Source organism: Streptomyces albidus (ex Kaewkla and Franco 2022), from assembly GCF_013870515.1.
Lineage (GTDB): Bacteria > Actinomycetota > Actinomycetes > Streptomycetales > Streptomycetaceae > Streptomyces > Streptomyces albidus.
This window is the reverse complement of sequence record NZ_JACBXA010000130.1, coordinates 1-16,467: the sequence shown is the minus strand read 5'-3', so window position 1 is coordinate 16,467 and position 16,467 is coordinate 1. Positions and strand designations below refer to the sequence as shown.

The 16,467-nt window shown below is 70.1% G+C and carries 14 protein-coding genes; 12 read left to right on the top strand and 2 right to left on the bottom strand.

All coding sequences use genetic code 11. The features are described 5' to 3' along the window. From H5J26_RS18915 to H5J26_RS18870, 10 genes are all read left to right on the top strand, one after another. Positions 1 to 1,562: molybdopterin-dependent oxidoreductase (locus tag H5J26_RS18915; RefSeq protein ID WP_181767077.1), on the top strand; the 1,562-nt coding region annotated here is incomplete at its 5' end. Positions 1,563 to 1,603: 41 nt separating this feature from the next. Then, positions 1,604 to 2,998 (top strand): NADH-quinone oxidoreductase subunit NuoH, encoded by a 1,395-nt coding sequence (gene nuoH / locus H5J26_RS18910; protein WP_181767081.1) that lies wholly within the window; start codon positions 1,604 to 1,606, stop codon positions 2,996 to 2,998. 37 nt (positions 2,999 to 3,035) lie between these two features. Then, positions 3,036 to 3,728 carry an NADH-quinone oxidoreductase subunit NuoI gene (nuoI, locus tag H5J26_RS18905; RefSeq protein ID WP_235980819.1) on the top strand — a complete coding sequence of 231 codons (693 nt, stop codon included), beginning with the start codon at positions 3,036 to 3,038 and terminating at the stop codon, positions 3,726 to 3,728. Between the two features lie 35 nt (positions 3,729 to 3,763). Beyond that, positions 3,764 to 4,696 (top strand): NADH-quinone oxidoreductase subunit J, encoded by a 933-nt coding sequence (locus tag H5J26_RS18900; RefSeq protein WP_181767080.1) that lies wholly within the window; start codon positions 3,764 to 3,766, stop codon positions 4,694 to 4,696. After that, positions 4,693 to 4,992, top strand: coding sequence for an NADH-quinone oxidoreductase subunit NuoK (gene nuoK, locus H5J26_RS18895; RefSeq protein ID WP_181767076.1), 300 nt, complete (start codon positions 4,693 to 4,695; stop codon positions 4,990 to 4,992). Before H5J26_RS18900 ends, nuoK begins: the two co-directional genes overlap by 4 nt. A gap of 13 nt (positions 4,993 to 5,005) precedes the next feature. Then, positions 5,006 to 6,895, top strand: coding sequence for an NADH-quinone oxidoreductase subunit L (gene nuoL, locus H5J26_RS18890; protein ID WP_181767075.1), 1,890 nt, complete (start codon positions 5,006 to 5,008; stop codon positions 6,893 to 6,895). 3 nt (positions 6,896 to 6,898) lie between these two features. Then, entirely contained in the window at positions 6,899 to 8,551 is a 1,653-nt protein-coding gene (locus H5J26_RS18885; protein WP_181767074.1) for an NADH-quinone oxidoreductase subunit M, read from the top strand. 5 nt (positions 8,552 to 8,556) lie between these two features. Continuing rightward, the gene (gene nuoN / locus H5J26_RS18880; protein WP_181767079.1) at positions 8,557 to 10,206 is read left to right on the top strand and encodes an NADH-quinone oxidoreductase subunit NuoN; all 1,650 of its coding nucleotides are present in this window, start codon (positions 8,557 to 8,559) and stop codon (positions 10,204 to 10,206) included. A gap of 190 nt (positions 10,207 to 10,396) precedes the next feature. After that, positions 10,397 to 10,942 carry a hypothetical protein gene (locus tag H5J26_RS18875; RefSeq protein ID WP_181767073.1) on the top strand — a complete coding sequence of 182 codons (546 nt, stop codon included), beginning with the start codon at positions 10,397 to 10,399 and terminating at the stop codon, positions 10,940 to 10,942. 180 nt (positions 10,943 to 11,122) lie between these two features. Further along, entirely contained in the window at positions 11,123 to 11,707 is a 585-nt protein-coding gene (locus tag H5J26_RS18870; protein WP_235980818.1) for a hypothetical protein, read from the top strand. 95 nt (positions 11,708 to 11,802) lie between these two features. Here the strand turns inward: H5J26_RS18870 and H5J26_RS18865 are convergent, their stop codons facing one another. Next, positions 11,803 to 12,738, bottom strand: coding sequence for a fumarylacetoacetate hydrolase family protein (locus H5J26_RS18865; RefSeq protein WP_181767072.1), 936 nt, complete (start codon positions 12,736 to 12,738; stop codon positions 11,803 to 11,805). Further along, positions 12,713 to 14,077 carry an MFS transporter gene (locus H5J26_RS18860; RefSeq protein WP_181767071.1) on the bottom strand — a complete coding sequence of 455 codons (1,365 nt, stop codon included), beginning with the start codon at positions 14,075 to 14,077 and terminating at the stop codon, positions 12,713 to 12,715. Before H5J26_RS18860 ends, H5J26_RS18865 begins: the two co-directional genes overlap by 26 nt. 322 nt (positions 14,078 to 14,399) lie before the next feature. Between H5J26_RS18860 and H5J26_RS18855 the strand changes: the two genes are divergently transcribed. Both H5J26_RS18855 and H5J26_RS18850 read left to right on the top strand, forming a co-directional pair. Beyond that, positions 14,400 to 15,731, top strand: coding sequence for an enolase C-terminal domain-like protein (locus H5J26_RS18855; protein WP_181767070.1), 1,332 nt, complete (start codon positions 14,400 to 14,402; stop codon positions 15,729 to 15,731). A 4-nt stretch (positions 15,732 to 15,735) separates the two neighbouring features. Then, positions 15,736 to 16,467: FadR/GntR family transcriptional regulator (locus tag H5J26_RS18850; RefSeq protein WP_181767069.1), on the top strand; the 732-nt coding region annotated here is incomplete at its 3' end.

Sequence of the window (16,467 nt, the reverse complement as noted above, 5' to 3'; positions counted from 1 at the left end):
TGCTGACCGGTGGACGCGTCAGCGTCGAGGACGCCTACGCGTACGCGAAGTTCGCCCGCGTGGCGCTGGGCACCAACGACATCGACTTCCGTGCGCGCGTGCACTCCGGCGAGGAGGCCCGCTTCCTCGCCGAGCACGTGGCGGGACGCGGCGTGGACCTCGGCGGCACCCGCGCCGAAGGCCGTGGGGGAGCTGGAGGCGTCACCTACAGCGTCCTGGAGTCCGCGCCGGCCGTGCTGCTCGTCGGTTTCGAGGCCGAGGAGGAGGCGCCCGGCGTCTTCCTGCGGCTGCGCAAGGCCATGCGTACGCACGGCCAGCGCACCTTCTCCCTCGCCTCGCACGCCACACGCGGTCTGAAGAAGGCGGGCGGCACGCTGCTCCCCGCCGCACCCGGTACCGAGACCGAGTGGCTGGACGCACTGTCCGGCCGGGTCGGCCTCGACGAGTCCGGTGAAGCGGCTGCGGACGCGCTGCGCGCGGAAGGCGCCGTCATCGTGGTCGGCGAGCGGCTGGCCGGGGTTCCCGGCGCGCTGACCGCCGCGGTGCGTACGAGCACCGCCACCGGAGCACGTCTGGTGTGGATTCCGCGCCGGGCGGGTGAGCGCGGGGCCATCGAGACCGGTGCGCTGCCGACGCTGCTGCCCGGTGCGCGTCCCGCCGCCGACTCGCGCGCCCGCGACGAGGTCGCCCGGGTCTGGGGCCTGGCCGAACTGCCCGACGCCCCCGGCCGGGACACGAGCGGGATCATCGACGCCGCCGCCAACGGCGAGCTGTCCGCTCTGGTCGTCGGCGGTGTCGAACTCGCCGACCTCCCCGACCCCGCGCGTGCCGCGCAGGCGCTGGACGAGGCGGGGTTCGTCGTCAGTCTCGAACTGCGTCCCAGCGAGGTCACCGACCGGGCCGACGTGGTCCTCCCGGTGTCCGCGGTCGTGGAGAAGGCCGGCACGTTCCTCAACTGGGAAGGCCGGGTGCGCCCGTTCGAGGCGTCGCTCAAGGCGGACCAGATGACCCGGCGCCACGTACAGCCGGACGCGCGGGTCCTGCACATGCTCGCGGACGCTCTGGACGCGCACCTCGGGCTGCCGGACGTGCGCACCATCCGCTCCGAGATCGACAGGCTCGGCCAGTGGGAGCCCGACCGCTCCGAGGACACCTTCGCAGCGGACTCCCGCACTCCTGGCGGCGCGGCATCGACGCCGCAGGCCGGCAAGGGCGAGGCGGTTCTCGCCGGGCACCGGATGCTGCTCGACCAGGGCCGTCTCCAGGACGGTGACGAGGCGCTCGCAGGCACCCGGCACCCGGTCGTCGCACGGCTTTCCCGTGCCACGGCGGCCGAGGCCGGCGTGGCCGAAGGCGAATTGGTGTCGGTCTCCGGCCCACTCGGCAACGTCCAACTCCCGCTCCAGATCACGCAGATGCCGGACCGAGTGGTGTGGGTCCCGCTGAACTCGGTCGGTGGCGGCGTCCAGGCGGACACGGGCGCGCTCCCCGGTGAGCTCGTACGGATCTCGGCGGCAGCCGGCTCACGCGACGGTGCTGCACAGGAGGAGGTGGGCGCGTGAGCGCGCTCGGAGACGTTCAGCAGTCGCCCACTGCCTTCGGCGTGGGCGGCACCCCCAGCTTCCTCGCCGAGGAAGACCTGTCCGTGTTCGGCCACGACCCGTTCTGGCTGATCGCCCTCAAGGCGGTCTTCTGCTTCGCCTTCCTGATGGTGACCGTGCTGATCTCCATCGTCATGGAGCGCAAGGTCGTCGGCTGGATGCAGCTGCGCATCGGCCCGAACCGCCACGGTCCCTGGGGCATGCTCCAGTCGCTGGCCGACGGCGTGAAGCTGATGCTGAAGGAAGACGTCGTCGTCAAGGGCGCCGACAAGTTCGTGTACCTGCTGGCGCCGATCCTCGGGGCGATCCCGGCCTTCATGGCCATCGCGGTCATCCCGTTCGGGCCGCCCGGCAACGAGGTCTCCATCTTCGGGACCCGTACCGCGATGCAGCTCACCGACCTTCCCGTGGCGGCGCTCTACATCCTCGCCACCGCGTCCATCTCGGCGTACGGCGTGGTGCTGGCGGGCTGGTCGTCCAACTCGACCTACCCGCTGCTCGGTGCCGTCCGCGCCACGGCGCAGATCATCAGCTACGAGATCGCGATGGGCCTCAGCTTCGCCGCGGTCTTCCTCTACTCCGGTTCCATGTCGACCTCGGCGATCGTCGACGCGCAGCAGGACACGTGGTTCGCCGCGCTGCTGCCGGTGTCGTTCCTGATCTACATGGTCTCGATGGTCGGCGAGGCGCACCGCGCGCCCTTCGACATGCCGGAGTCCGAGGGCGACCTGGTCGCGGGCTACCAGACCGAGTACAGCTCGATCAAGTTCGCGCTGTTCATGCTCGCCGAGTACGTGCACATCGTGACGCTCTCCGCCCTCGCGACCACCCTCTTCCTGGGCGGCTGGAGGGCGCCGGCGCCGATCTCCACGTACTGGGAGGGCGCCAACCACGGCTGGTGGCCGATGCTGTGGTTCTTCCTCAAGGTGTGCGCCCTGATCTTCTTCTTCGTGTGGATCCGCGGCACTCTCCCGCGTGTCCGCTACGACCAGTTCATGAAGCTGGGCTGGAAGGTCCTCATCCCGATCTCGCTGGTGTGGCTGATGCTGGTCGCCACGGTGCGGGCGATGCGCAACGAGGGCTACGACTTCGCGGGCATCGTCTACTGGATCGCCGGGGCCGCCCTCGCGATCCTGCTGGTCTCCTTCGTCATCGACATCTTCCGGGGACGCAAGGAAGAGGCGGAGGAGGAAGCGGCCAAGGCCGAGGCCGCCGACGAGGTCTTCGACCCGATGGCGGGCGGCTATCCCGTACCGCCGCTCCCCGGACAGAGCCTGCCCCCCGTGCCACGCCGCCGCTCGCGCCAGGACCACGCCCTGGTCGGGGCCGGCGGTACGGGGGAGTCCAGCGGTGAAGCCGCGGAGAACAAGGACGGAAAGGAGGCCGACGGTGCCTGAGAATCCCGTGGCCGGCTTCGGACTGACCTTCAAGGACATGTTCAAGAAGCGGCTGACCGAGCAGTACCCCGAGTACAAGAAGCCGACGGCACCGCGCTTCCACGGCCGTCACCAGCTCAACCGGCACCCCGACGGGCTCGAGAAGTGCATCGGCTGCGAACTGTGCGCCTGGGCCTGCCCGGCGGACGCCATCTACGTCGAGGGCGCGGACAACACCGACGAGGAGCGCTACTCGCCGGGTGAGCGTTACGGCCGCGTCTACCAGATCAACTATCTGCGCTGCATCCTGTGCGGCCTGTGCGTTGAGGCGTGCCCGACGCGGGCCCTGACGATGACGAACGAGTACGAACTCGCCGACTCCTCCCGCGAATCGCTCATCTACACCAAGAAGGAGCTGCTCGCGGGTCTGGAAGAGGGCATGGTCGACTCGCCGCACGCGATCTTCCCCGGCATGACGGAGAAGGACTACTACCGCGGGCTGGTCACCGAGGCCGCCGCCGGTACGGACATCCAGACCGTCACCGACACCGGGGACCCGCAGGAGTCGGCCGGCACTTTCGGATCGGCGGAGCCGGCCGCGCAGCCGGTGGTCACCGATGCTCCCGCCTCCCACGCCGACGGCGTCGACCCCTCCTCGCGCGACGCCGCCGATGAGGACACCGGCGCGATGGGCTCGGCCGTCAGGGCCGAGGGCAACCGCTCCGGCAACGACTCGAAGGAGGGACGGTGACGATGTTCTCCGCCTCCGAGGCGTCGTCGTCCTCCATGGACGCCCTCAACCTCGCGGTCAACTCCACCTCCGCGGCTGAGGCGGCCAGCTTCTGGGTGCTCGGCACGATCGCCGTGATCGGAGCGCTGGGCACCGTACTGCTCCGCAAGGCCGTGCATTCGGCGCTGTGCCTCGCGGGCACGATGGTCATCCTGGCGCTCTTCTACCTCGCCAACGGCGCGTACTTCCTGGGCATCGTGCAGATCGTCGTCTACACCGGCGCGGTCATGATGCTCTTCCTCTTCGTGCTGATGCTGGTGGGCGTGAGCGCCGCCGACTCGCTCAAGGAGACGCTGAAGGGCCAGCGTTGGCTCGCGCTGGCCTGCGGCCTCGGACTGGGCGCCCTGCTCATCTCCGGCCTCGGCCAGGCGTCGATCACCTCCTTCACCGGACTCGGCGCCGCCAACGCCGACGGGAACGTTCCGGCGCTGGCCTCGCAGCTGTTCACCAAGTACGTCGTGGCCTTCGAGGTCGTGGGCGCGCTGCTGACCGTCGCCGCCGTCGGCGCGACGCTGCTGACGCACCGCGAGCGCATCGAGAAGTCCAAGTCGCAGCGTGAGCAGGCCGAGGAGCGGGTCCGCGCCAACAAGCACCTGCCGCCGCTCCCGGCGCCCGGCGTGTACGCGCGCCACAACGCCGTCGACCGTCCCGGCCTGCTGCCGGACGGCACCCCGTCCGACCTGACCGTCAGCGCCACCCTGCTCAGCCGCGGCCAGGTCCGCGAGGTGGGCCCCGAGGCGCTGCACCGCGTGGCCGTGCTGGAACAGCGCACCGCCGACAGCCATGGGCAGACCGAGCACGGCCGGATGTACGGCGAACCGCACGACCCGGACCGTGACGTCGACGACGCGGACGACGAGGGACGCGGAAGCGGACGCGAAGCCCGTGAGGCCCGGCAGGACGCCCGGGAAGAGGAGGCCACCAAGTGAGCCCCGTCAACTACGTCTATCTCGCGGCCCTGCTGTTCACCATCGGCGCCGTCGGAGTGCTGATCAGGCGGAACGCGATCGTGGTGTTCATGTGCGTCGAACTGATGCTGAACGCGGCCAACCTGACCCTGGTCGCCTTCTCCCGCATCCACGGCAATCTCGACGGTCAGATCATGGCGTTCTTCGTCATGGTCGTCGCCGCGGCCGAGGTCGTGGTCGGGCTGGCGATCATCGTGATGCTGTACCGCTCCCGGCACTCGGCCTCGGTCGACGACGCCAGCCTGATGAAGCTGTAAGGGGTACGAACCAGTGGAGTCATTGATCGGACTGCTCGTCGGCTTCCCGCTGCTGGGCGCGGCGGTGCTGCTGTGCGGCGGCAAGCGCCTTGAGAAGACGGGGCATTGGCTGGGCGTGGTGCTCGCCGGCGCCTCGTTCGTTCTCGGCGCGGTCCTCTTCTTCGACATGCTCGGCAAGTCCGCCGACGAACGCGCCCTGCACCAGCACCTGTTCAGCTGGGTGCCGGTGGAGAGCTTCCAGGCGGACGTCGCCTTCCAGCTCGACCAGCTGGCCATGACGTTCGTGCTGCTGATCACGGGTGTGGGCACACTGATCCACATCTACTCGGTCGGCTACATGGAGCACGACGAGCGGCGCCGCCGCTTCTTCGGCTACCTGAACCTCTTCCTCGCGGCGATGCTGCTGCTCGTCCTGGCCGACAACTACCTGCTGCTGTACGTCGGCTGGGAGGGTGTGGGCCTCGCCTCGTACCTGCTCATCGGCTTCTGGCAGCACAAGCCGAGCGCGGCGGTGGCGGCGAAGAAGGCGTTCCTGGTCAACCGCGTCGGTGACGCGGGCCTGGCCATCGCCATCTTCCTGATGTTCACCACCTTCGGCAGCTTCGCCTTCGCACCCGTGCTGAGCAACGCCACCGAGGCGGGCGAGGGCAAGCTGACGGCGATCGGTCTGATGCTGCTCCTCGCCGCCTGCGGCAAGTCCGCACAGGTGCCGCTGCAGTCCTGGCTCGGCGACGCGATGGAGGGCCCGACCCCGGTCTCCGCCCTCATCCACGCCGCGACGATGGTGACCGCGGGCGTCTACCTCATCACACGCTCCGGCGCGATCTTCAACGCGGCGCCGGACGCGCAGACAGTGGTGGTCGTCGTCGGCGCGGTCACGCTCCTCTACGGTGCGATCGTCGGTTGCGCGAAGGACGACATCAAGAAGGCCCTGGCGGGCTCGACGATGTCGCAGATCGGCTACATGGTGCTCGCCGCGGGCCTCGGCCCGATCGGGTACGCCTTCGCGATCATGCACCTGGTCACGCACGGCTTCTTCAAGGCGGGGCTCTTCCTCGGCGCGGGCAGCGTGATGCACGGCATGAACGACGAGGTCGACATGCGAAGGTACGGCGGTCTCCGCAAGTACATGCCGGTCACCTTCGTCACGTTCGGGCTCGGCTATCTCGCCATCATCGGCTTCCCCGGCCTCTCGGGCTTCTTCTCCAAGGACCAGATCATCGAGGCGGCGTTCGCCAAGGGCGGCACGCAGGGCTGGATCCTCGGCGCCGTCACGCTGCTGGGCGCCGCGATCACCGCGTACTACATGACGCGCGTGATGCTGATGACGTTCTTCGGCGAGGAGCGCTGGCGCGGTCAGGCGAACGAGCCGCACCCGCACGAGTCGCCGAAGTCGATGACGATCCCGATGATCGTGCTGGCCTTCGGTTCGGTCTTCGCGGGCGGCCTGTTCAAGATCGGCGAGTCGTTCGTCCACTGGCTGGAGCCGGTCACGCAGTTCGAGCACGGCCATTCGCCGCTCTCGGCACCGGTCGTCACCGGCGCGACGGTCGTCACCATGCTGATCGGTGTCGGTGCGGCCTGGCTGCAGTACGGGCGCAGGCCCGTGCCTGCCGAGGCGCCGCGCGGCAGCCTGCTCACGCGTGCCGCCAGGCGCGACCTGCTGCAGGACGACCTCAACCACGTCGCCCTGGTCCTGCCCGGCGAGTACCTCACGCGCGGGCTGGTCTACGTCGACAACAAGGTGGTCGACGGCGCGGTCAACGGCACCGCCGCCGCGTTCGGCGGCCTCTCCGGCCGGACGCGCCGGCTCCAGAACGGTTTCGTCCGCTCGTACGCGGTCTCGATGTTCGGCGGCGCGGCGATTCTCGTCGCCGCGACCCTGCTGATGAGGGCGGTCTGAGTCATGTCATTTCCTCTGCTGACGGTCACGGCCGCCCTGCCCGCGGTCGGCGCGATCGCCACCGCGGCCGTGCCCGCCGCCAAGAAGAGCGCGGCCAAGTGGCTCGCGCTCACGGTCTCGACGGCGACGCTGGCGCTCGCCGTGGCCGTGCTGGTGCGCTTCGACCCGGGCGGCGCCCGCTACCAGCTCACCGAATCGCGGCCCTGGATCAAGGACTTCGGGGTGCGCTACGAAGTGGGCGTGGACGGCATCGCGGCCGTACTGATCGCGCTCACCGCCCTGCTGGTCCCCTTCATCATCGGCGCGGCCTGGCACGACGCCGACGAGGTGGAGCCGTCCAGGCCCAACCGCCGCTGGCGGCCCACCCAGGGCTTCTTCGCGCTGATGCTCGCGGTCGAGGCGATGGTGATCCTCTCCTTCGCCGCGACCGACGTCTTCCTCTTCTACATCCTCTTCGAGGCCATGCTCATCCCGATGTACTTCCTCATCGGAGGCTTCGGGGACCGTGCGCACGCGGCCGGTGAGGAAGAGGGCGCGAAGCAGCGCTCGTACGCCGCCGTGAAGTTCCTGCTCTACAACCTCGTCGGCGGCCTCATCATGCTGGCCGCGGTCGTCGGGCTCTTCGTCGTCACCTCCGACCAGCTGGGCGAGGGCACCTTCTCGCTCCAGCAGATCACCGAGGCGCGGGCGGACGGCGGCTTCCAGCTGGACACGAACATCGAGCGGCTGCTCTTCCTGGGCTTCTTCTTCGCCTTCGCGGTGAAGGCGCCGCTGTGGCCGCTGCACACGTGGCTGCCGAACGCGATGGGCGAGTCGACCGCCCCGGTCGCCGTGCTGATCACCGCGGTCGTCGACAAGGTCGGCACCTTCGCGATGCTCCGCTTCTGCCTCGGCCTCTTCCCCGAGGCGAGCGAGTGGGCGACGCCGGTGGTCATCGCCCTGGCGCTGGTGAGCATCCTCTACGGTGCGCTGCTGGCCGTCGGCCAGCGCGACATGAAGCGGCTGATCGCCTACGCGTCCATCTCGCACTTCGGGTTCATCATCCTGGGCATCTTCGCGATGACCAGCCAGGGCCAGAGCGGCGCGACGCTCTACATGGTCTTCCACGGCGTCTCGACCGCGGCGCTGATGCTCGTCGCGGGCTTCCTCATCAGCCGTCGCGGCTCGCGTCTCATCGCGGACTACGGCGGGGTGCAGAAGGTCGCGCCGGTACTCGCCGGGACCTTCCTCATCGGCGGTCTCGCGACGCTCTCACTGCCGGGGCTCGCGCCGTTCATCAGCGAATTCCTCGTGCTGGTGGGCACGTTCAGCCGTTACCCCGTCGCGGGCATCGTGGCGACGTCGGGCATCGTGCTGGCCGCTCTGTACGTGCTGCTGATGTACCAGCGGACGATGACCGGGCCGGTGGAGAAGCCGGAGGTACGGGCCATCCCGGACCTGCGCGTACGCGAACTGGCCGTGGTGGCCCCGCTGATCGCCCTGCTGATCTTCTTCGGGGTGTACCCGAAGTCGCTGACGGACATCGTCAACCCCGCTGTGGAGCACACGATGTCGGACGTGCAGAAGAAGGATCCCAAGCCAGACCATCCAGTTGCCGACAAGCGCTGGTTCGACTACAAGCCGGTGGACGACCACGCCGGAGGTGACCACAAGTGAGCGCGGTGGCAACGGCAGGGGCTGTCCCCAGCCTGTGGACACTGGGGGCGGAAGAACTCCAGGCCCCGAAGATCGAGTACGGCCAGCTCTCCCCGACGATCATCGTCCTGGGAGCGGCCGTCATCGGCATCGTTCTGGAGGCGTTCCTGCCCCGGAAGCTGCGCTACGGCGCGCAGTTGGTGCTCTCAGCACTGGGCCTCACGAGCGCCTTCGCGGCCGTCCTCGCACTCGCCCTGACCGGGCACGGCTCCAGCAAGGCGGCCGTCGCGGGCATGGGGGCGATCGCCGTCGACGGTCCGGCGCTCTTCCTGCAGGGCACCATCCTGCTGGTCGGGCTCGTCTCGGTCTTCGTCTTCGCGGAGCGCAGGCTCGAACCCCGCGCACACGCGGCCCGGTCGCTTGTCGACTCCTTCGCCGCACAGCCCGCCTCCGTACCCGGCGGTGAGGGCGAGCGGGAGGCGACCAAGGCCGGCTGGACGACCACCGAGGTCTACCCGCTGCTGCTCTTCGCGGTGGGCGGCATGCTGATCTTCCCTGCGGCGAACGACCTGCTGACGCTGTTCATCGCGCTGGAGGTCTTCTCCCTGCCGCTGTACCTGCTGTGCGCCCTGGCGCGGCGGCGCAGGCTCCTCTCGCAGGAGGCGGCGGTCAAGTACTTCCTGCTCGGCGCCTTCTCCTCGGCGTTCCTGCTCTTCGGCGCCGCACTGCTCTACGGCTACGCCGGCACCTTCGGCTACTCGGGCATCGCCCGCGTCGTCGCCAACGCCGACCGGGCCACGAGCACCGTGCTCGCCGAGACCACCGGCTCCGACGCTCTGCTGCTCATCGGCGGCGCGATGGTGATCATGGGTCTGCTCTTCAAGGTCGGCGCCGTGCCGTTCCACATGTGGACGCCGGACGTCTACCAGGGCGCACCCACGCCGGTCACCGGCTTCATGGCCGCCGCGACGAAGGTCGCCGCGTTCGGCGCGCTGCTGCGCCTGCTGTACGTGGTGCTGCCGGGTCTGCGCTGGGACTGGCGTCCGGTGATGTGGGGCGTCGCGATCCTCACGATGCTCGCCGGTGCGGTCGTGGCCATCACGCAGACCGACATCAAGCGGCTGCTGGCCTACTCCTCCATCGCCCACGCGGGCTTCCTGCTCGCGGGTGTCATCGCGACCTCGCGGGACGGCGTCTCCTCGGTGCTCTTCTACCTGGGCGCCTACTCGTTCGTCACGCTGGGCGCCTTCGCGGTCGTCACGCTGGTGAGGGACGCGGGAGGCGAGGCCACGCACCTGTCCAAGTGGGCCGGTCTGGGCCGTCGTTCACCGCTGCTGGCCGGAGTCTTCGCCATCTTCCTGCTGGCCTTCGCGGGTATTCCGCTGACCTCCGGGTTCTCGGGCAAGTTCGCCGTGTTCAAGGCGGCGGCGGAGGGCGGCGCGGGTGCGCTGGTCGTCGTCGGTGTCATCGCCTCGGCCATCGCGGCGTTCTTCTACATCCGCGTCATCGTGCTGATGTTCTTCAGCGAGCCGCGCGCGGACGGTCCGACGGTGGCAGTGCCCAGCGTGTGGACGACCTCGGCCATCACGATCGGCGTCCTGGTGACGGTCGTACTCGGCGTGGCCCCGCAGTACTTCCTCGACCTGGCGAGCCAGGCGGGCGTCTTCGTCCGCTGACCCTCAGGCTCGTCGACACAGAGGCCCGACCTCGCGCCGCTGCCCGGCACCCCGTCAGGGGGCGCCGGGCAGAGGCGTGTTGTGCGCGTGACATCGCCGTACCCCGCCCGGGGGCGTACGTGCTGCTGCTAATTTGACGTGCCCCTGCTAGTCGACCGGGTGGGGCATTCGACTCGATGAAGGAGTACGCGTGCGCACGTCAGCACGGATGGCGGGGGCGGTGGCCGCGATCGCGGCCACCGCGCTGCTGGTGAGCGGTTGCGGAAGCAGCGAGGACAAGGGCGGCAAGAGCGACGACGGGGCCGGGAAGCCGAAGTCCTCGGCCCCGGCGGACGACGAGGGGGCCGGGAAGCCCGACGCCTCGACGCCCGCGGACGACGGGGGCGACGGAGGCGGCAAGCCGGCCGAGGGCAAGCCCGTGAAGCTGGCCGGTTTCTGGAAGGCAAAGGGCAAGCAGTTCGTGCTGACGATCGCCGGGGACGCGGTCACGCTGCTCCGGGAGGAGACGAACTGCACCGGCCGCGTCATGGACGCGGGGGAGAAGTCGCTCGTCCTCAAGTGCCCGAACGGCACGGGCGAGGACCGCACCAACGGGACCGTCGGCGAGCTCAAGGCCAAGTCCATGAAGGTGACGTGGAACGGCGGCGCCACCGACGTCTACACCAAGGTCGCCGACGCTCCGGCGAAGCTTCCCAAGGACCCGAAGGACGTGGAGAAGCTGGAGCCGCAGAACTGATCCGCGTGGGGGCGCACGAAGGGCACGGCTCCGGCCGTGCCCTTCGCGCGTTCGCGACGGGTCCGCCGCCCGTACTCCTTCGCCGGAAGGAGTCGGCCCGGGACCGGCCCGCCCAACGGGGGAGCAGGCCGGTTCCGGCGGGCGACGACGGGCCGTTCGCCGCTCAGCAGGATGAGGAGCATGACGACATCCGAGCAGGCCCCGCCACGCACCACCGTTCCTCCCCTGAGCTCCGCCCCGGCCTTGGTTCGCGCCCCGCCGCCTCGCTGGGCGGTACGGGCCGCCCACGCGGCGGCACTCGTCACCCTGCCCAGCGGACTGTGGCGGTTCGCCCTCGCCTTCGGGTTCCACGCCGGATACACCGAGCAGGGCTACGCGGATCTGAGGATGAACGCTGCGGGCACCGCGTACGTGATCGCCCTCAGCGTCGTCAGCGAGCTCCTCGCCCTGCTCACGCTGGGCCTCGTGCGGCCCTGGAGCGAGGAAGTGCCGGGCTGGGTGCCTTTCCTGGGCGGACGGACCGTGCGGCCGACGGCGGCCCTGGTGCCCGCGTATGCGGGGGCCGCCGCGCTGACGGCTGTCTGGACGCCCATGCTGCTGTGGTGGCACGTACCCCACGACGACATGACCGCCACGGGCGGTGCACTCGTGGGAGTGCTCTATCTGCCCGCCGTCGCCTGGGGGCCTCTGCTCGCGGCGGTCGCCGTCTCGTATCACCGGCGCCACCGGCGTGCCCGACTTCACCCACGTCGCGGCCCTCGCTGAGATCGCACCGCCGACACGGGGCGAGCGGGGGGCGCGTCGGCTCCCTCGACCGGGCTCAGGCGCCCCGGCCCGGCGATGGGCCGGGGCGCCTCACGTCAGGACCCTGCGGCGCCGCGCCGGTCGCGGCGGATCAGCGGCCGGTCGACGGCCTCGACGAGCCAGTCCAGCTCCGCCTGGTCGCCCAGCACCGGATTGGTCAGGACTCCCACACCCTCGACGGTGATCTCGACGGTGTCCCCGCCGCTGAGCGTGAAGTCCATCTCGGGCACGATTCCGGTCCCCGTGCACAGGACGGCGCCGTCGGGGAACGGCTGGGCGTGCCAGAGGTGTTCGGCCAGGCCCTGCGGGTCGCGGTGGAAGGCCGCGGTGGACGTCTCGCCCTCGAAGGCGACGGCACCGCCCCGGCGTACGACCAGCCGGATGGCCAGCGAGGAGGCGTCGGCGATCTCCCACGCGGGGACGATGCCGGGGGAGACCGCGGCGCTCCCGCCGTAGACCTTGGCCTGGGGGAGGTAGAGCGGGTTCTCGCCCTCGATCGAGCGGGAGCTGACGTCGTCGGTGACCACGTAACCCACGGTCTCGCCCTGCCGGTTGAGGACGAGTCCCAGCTCGGGCTCCGGCACGTTCAGCTCGGAGTCGTCCCGTACGGCGATCGGCTCGCCCTCGGTGACCACCCGCCAGGGCTGGGCCTTGAAGAAGAGTTCGGGACGCTCCGCGTCGTACACCCGCTCGTAGATGGACTGTTCGGTGCTCTCGGCGACCCTGGCCTCACGTGAGCGCTCGTAGGTGACGCCCGCGGCCCAAAGCTCCATCAGACCGTCGAGCGGCGGAAGCGCCACCACGTCCTTCTCGTCGAATACGGGCGGGCTCTCGGCCGTGCTCTCGACCAGGGAGCGCAGCTCCCCAGCCGACAGCCGCAGCAGGTCGGCCACTCGCGGTGCGCCGGCGAAGGCGCGTATCGCTCCCGTCCCGTCGGCCAACCCGGTACGGACGGCGCCGCTGTCGTCAGCGAAGCGCATGATGCGTGTCATCGTTGCTCCTCTCCTTGGCTTGTCCTGCTCCCGCTGCTCCTGTTGCTCCCGCTGCGACCGACCGCCGCTGCGTGCCGGCCCAGCGGAACCCCGTTGCGACCAGTGCGCCGGCGGCCACGATGACGGCGATGGCGTACAGGCCGTTCGCGCCCGACCCCGTGCTCTTCTCGATGCCGCCCATCAGGTACGGGCCGAGGAAGCCGCCGAGGTTCCCGAACCCGGAGATCAGGGCGATCGTCCCGGCCATCTGCGCGCCGGAGAGAATCGTCGGCGGCACCGTCCAGAACACCGGCTGCGCACCGAGGAAGCCGAACGCGGCGACGCACAGCGCCCCCACGGCCGCGACGGGCGGCAGCAGGACTCCGCCTGCCAGGCCCACGACCGTCAGCACCATCGCGAGGAGCAGTGGTCCGCGCCTGTCGCCGGTACGGTCCGAGATCCACGGCAGGACGAGCACCCCGAGCAGGGCGAACACCCAGGGCAGCGCCGAGACGAAGCCGATCCCGACATCGTCGAGGCCATCGATGCGGCCGACAAGAGCGGGCAGCCAGAAAGTCACCCCGTACACGCCGATCTGGATGGCGAAGTAGACGAACATCAGCCGGAGCACCTTGCTGTCGCTGATGATCCGGCTGATCCGTGGCGGCACCTTCGTCTTCTCGTCGGGCAGGTCCGCCGCGATGCGGTCGGCCAGCAGCTTCCTCTCGCCGGGCGTGAGCCAACCTGCCTGTTCGGGACGGTCGGTGAGCAGCCAGGGCACGGCGAGGGCGACCACGACGGTGGGTGCGCCCTCCAGGATGAACATCCACTTCCAGCCCTCCAGCCCCCACAGACCGTGCAGTCCGAGGAGGTAACCGCCGACGGGGTTGCCGATGATGCTGGCGAACGCGACGGCGGACTGGAACATCCCGGTGGCTTTTCCTCGGTCCTCGGCCGGGAACCAGTAGGTGATGTAGAGGATGACGCCGGGGAAGAAGCCCGCCTCCGCCGCACCCAGCAGGAAGCGGAGCGTGTAGAAGGTGGCGGGGCTGTCGACCAGGCCCATCGCGCACGAGAGCACGCCCCACACGAGCATCAGCAGGGCCAGCCAGCGGCGGGCGCCGAAGCGGTGCAGCACGAGGTTCGAGGGCACGCCGAGCACGGCGTATCCGACGAAGAAGATGCCGGCGCCCAGACCGAAGGCGGCGGCGTCGATGCCCGCGTCGGTGGCGAGATGTGACTTGACGAGGGCGACGTTCGTACGGTCGAGGAAGCTGAGCACGAACATCACGAAGAGTGGGGGCAGCAGACGCCGGGAGACTTTCCGGCGTACGCCCTCCGCGGTGGCGACCGCGTTCATCGAACCTCCCAGGGGACCTCGGGAGCGAGGAGCGGGGTGGGGAGACTGGGACGGGGAAGTCCCAGAGACATCTGACCGCTGGAACGTAACTGTCGTGGTCCTTGCTGACAAGGGCTGGGCAATGAGTGATTCACCTGCGGGTCATCCCGGCGCAACATCTGGCGCTCGGGCGAGACATCTGACATCTTGAGGTCGGGGTTCCCCCGAGCCTCGCCTCGGCATGCTCGGGAGACTCCGCCTCGGAGAGTCGCGTCCAGCTCTCTGCCGGCTGCTCCCGCAGCGCCTTCCCGATGCATTCCGCACACGACAGGAGTGAGTGCCGATGACCGCCCGCATCGTCGACGTCGAGACGATCGACGTCCGGTTCCCGACCTCGCGCGCCCTCGACGGTTCCGACGCGATGAACGAAGCGCCGGACTACTCCGCCGCGTACGTGGTGCTGCACGTCGGCGGCGGCGAGCCGGGTGCGCAGGCGCCCGAGGGCCACGGCTTCACCTTCACCATCGGACGCGGGAACGACCTGGCCGCCCAGGCGGCCCTGGCCGTCGGCGAGCGCGCCGTGGGCCTCTCGGTCGACGAGATCGTCAACGACCTGGGCGGCTTCTCGCGCCACCTCCTCGGCGACAGCCAGCTGCGCTGGCTCGGTCCCGACAAGGGAGCGATCCACCTCGGCACGGCCGCGGTGGTCAACGCCGGCTGGGACCTGGCCGCCAAGACCGCCGGAAAGCCCGTCTGGAAGCTGCTCGCCGACATGACCCCGCGCCAGATCGTCGACCTCGTCGACTGGCGCTATCTGAAGGACGCGCTCACCCCCGAGGCCGCCCTGGAGCTGCTGGAGTCACGCGCCGCGGGCCGCGCCGAGCGTGAGGCGTACGTGCGCGAGCACGGCTACCCCGCCTACACCACCAGCGCCGGCTGGCTCGGCTACGACGACGAGAAGCTGGCACGCCTGTGCCGCGAGGCCGTCGATGAGGGCTGGGACTCCGTCAAGCTGAAGGTCGGCGCGGACATCGCCGACGACATACGCCGCTGCCGCATCGCCCGCGAGATCCTCGGCCCGGACCGGCGTCTCATGATCGACGCGAACCAGACGCTCGGAGTCGCCGAGGCCATCGAGTGGGCCGAGGCGCTCAAGGAGTTCGACATCTGGTGGTTCGAGGAGCCCACGAGCCCCGACGACGTGCTCGGGCACGCGGCCATCGCCAAGCGCATCGGGCCCACCCGCGTGGCCACCGGCGAACACGCCCACAACGCCGTGATGTTCAAGCAGTTCCTCCAGGCCGAGGCCATCGGCATCTGCCAGATCGACGCCTGCCGGCTCGGGGGCGTCAACGAGGCCGTCGCCACGCTGCTGCTGGCCGCCGCCCACGACGTGCCGGTCTGCCCGCACGCCGGCGGCGTCGGCCTGTGCGAACTGGTGCAGCACCTCTCGGTGTTCGACTACGTGGCGGTCAGCGGCTCCATGGAGAACCGCGTCGTCGAGTACGTGGACCACCTGCACGAGCACTTCCACGACCCGGTCCGGGTCCGCGGATCGCGCTACCTGGTGCCCGAGGCCCCCGGCTACAGCGCACAGATCCGCCGGGAGACCCTGGAGGCCCACCGCTACCCCGACGGCCCCGTGTGGAGCGGGTCCGACGGGGTGACATCCTGACCGCATGCCGACCAACAGTGACGGTGAAGGCTTCGGCGGCGGCCCCGGCGGTGTGGGCAGCGCGGGCAGCGTCGTCGACGTGGCGATCAGCCGTCTGAAGAGGCGCATCGAGACGGGGGAGTTCGCTCCCGGGCACAGGCTGCCGTCCGAAGCGGTGCTCGCGGGCGAGCTGGAACTGTCCCGTCCGTCCCTGCGCGAGGCCGTACGGGCGCTCGCGATGGCCGGGGTCCTGGAGGTGCGGCGCGGTGACGGGACCTTCGTCACCGATCTGCGTCCCGAGCGGCTGCTGAGCGCGATCGGCAGCTTTCTCGACCTCGCACAGGACACCGGCCTGGACGAGATCCTCGAGTGCCGCAAGGTGCTGGAGCCCGGTGCCACGGCGCTCGCTGCGACCCGCATCGACGACGCCGCGCTCGACGGGCTGCTGGAGCGCATCGAGAGGATGCGCACCCTGCAGGAGCCGGGTGAACTGGTCCGCGAGGACCTCGCCTTCCACGCCGACATCGTCGCCGCGTCGGGCAACCGCACCCTGGAGTCCCTGGTCTCCTCGGTGAGCAACCGCACCGCCAGGGCCCGCGTCTGGCGCGCCCTGATCAAGTCCGACGTGCTCGCCTGGACGCACCAGCAGCACATGGACATCTACAGCGCCCTGCGCGCACGGGACAGCCTCGGCGCCTTCGCCGCGGCGAGCCGTCACGTCAGCGACGTGGAGACGTGGGTGCGGGAACGGCTCGAC